Consider the following 1,296-nt stretch of genomic DNA (forward strand, 5'->3'; position numbering starts at 1 on the left):
CTGAAAGCCGGGGAATCAGGTCGCCGCGCTCAAAGTGCTTGGGGTGGCGGATAACGCCGGTCCAACCCTTGACTTCTTGCAATAACTCGGTGATTTCTAGTGTGAGACCGCTGCACGGCAATTTTCAATAAAACCTTGTAATGGTATATAGTTAGTGTATGTTTTCTCCATCGAAATTGATGGAGGCGATCATGAGCGAGCGCACTTCTTCCAAGCCTGGCATTGCCGACTATGTTGTTGCCCGTCGCAAGCGCAAAGAGTGCTTTCTCGACGAGATTGATCGCCTCATCGACTGGAACCCGCTGGAAAAGCTTTTGCACAAAGCGCTCAAACGGGTGGTCAACGCCGTGGGCAATCCGGCTTATCCGCCGCTTCCCATGTTCAAAATTCTGCTCCTGCAGCGCTGGTACAACCTCAGCGACGCGGCGGTGGAAGAGGCTCTGTACGACTGCTTCTCCTTTGTCCGGTTCGTTGGCCTTTCCCTGGATCACGATGAAGTGCCCGACGCCACCACAAATTGTCGCTTTCGCCAGAGCCTCGTTGAGCGCAACGTGCAAAAACGTTTGTTGGACAAGCTCAACCATCAGTTGCAGCGACGCGGCCTCTTGGTTCGAGAAGGAGCCATCGTCGACGCCAGCGTGGTGTCGTCCGCGCGCCGTCCGCTCAAGGTGATCGAGGTCCTCCCGCAGGATCGCCAGGAAGCCAACGAAGACGCGGCGGATGTGACGATCAGCTATTCCGACGACGCCGAGGCGGCCTGGCTGCGCAAGGGCAATCGAGCGTACTATGGATACAAAATCCACGCCGCCACGGACAGCCGGGACGGCTTTGTCCTCGGTGGCCATGCCACGCCGGCAAATCGGTCCGACACGGAGGAATTCGTCGCCGTTTTGGATGAAGTAGATGCGAAAGCCGGCGAGAGCATTTTCGCGGACAAGGGATACAGCAGCCAGCTCAACCGCTTCGTGCTTCAGGTTCGCGGCCTTGCCGACGGCATCATGTACAAGGCCGCTCGCAACCGGGAACTGACCCCATCGGAAAAATCCGCCAACCGCCAAGTCAGCAGCGTCCGTTCAAAGGTGGAGCGAGCCTTCGGCACTCTCAAGCGCGGCTATGGCTTTTTCCGAGCGAGATACCTCGGGCGGGCCAAGGTCGAGCTGGAGTTTCTCCTCAACGCCATGGCTTTCAACCTGAAAAAAGCCGCTTTAAAGGCTGGTTGCTGAGGACAGGTGTCTCCTTTGGCGGCGAAAACCGCAAAGGGAGGCAGAAAACAGCTTAAGTCCTCAGGAAAACCAC

At 57.1% G+C, this 1,296-nt stretch carries 1 protein-coding gene; it reads left to right on the forward strand.

What is annotated here, in order from left to right; all coding sequences use genetic code 11:
• The first annotated feature begins 191 nt into the window (after nt 1–191).
• The gene (locus NY78_RS21635; RefSeq protein ID WP_043641153.1) at nt 192–1,223 is read left to right on the forward strand and encodes an IS5 family transposase; all 1,032 of its coding nucleotides are present in this window, start codon (nt 192–194) and stop codon (nt 1,221–1,223) included.
• Nucleotides 1,224–1,296 lie beyond the last annotated feature (73 nt).

The sequence above is a fragment of the Desulfovibrio sp. TomC genome (assembly GCF_000801335.2).
GTDB lineage: Bacteria > Desulfobacterota > Desulfovibrionia > Desulfovibrionales > Desulfovibrionaceae > Solidesulfovibrio.

Bases quoted from the DNA above. Each gene is read 5' to 3' on its own strand.
- NY78_RS21635 (WP_043641153.1), top strand. From the start codon at position 192: ATGAGCGAGCGCACTTCTTCCAAGCCTGGCATTGCCGACTATGTTGTT.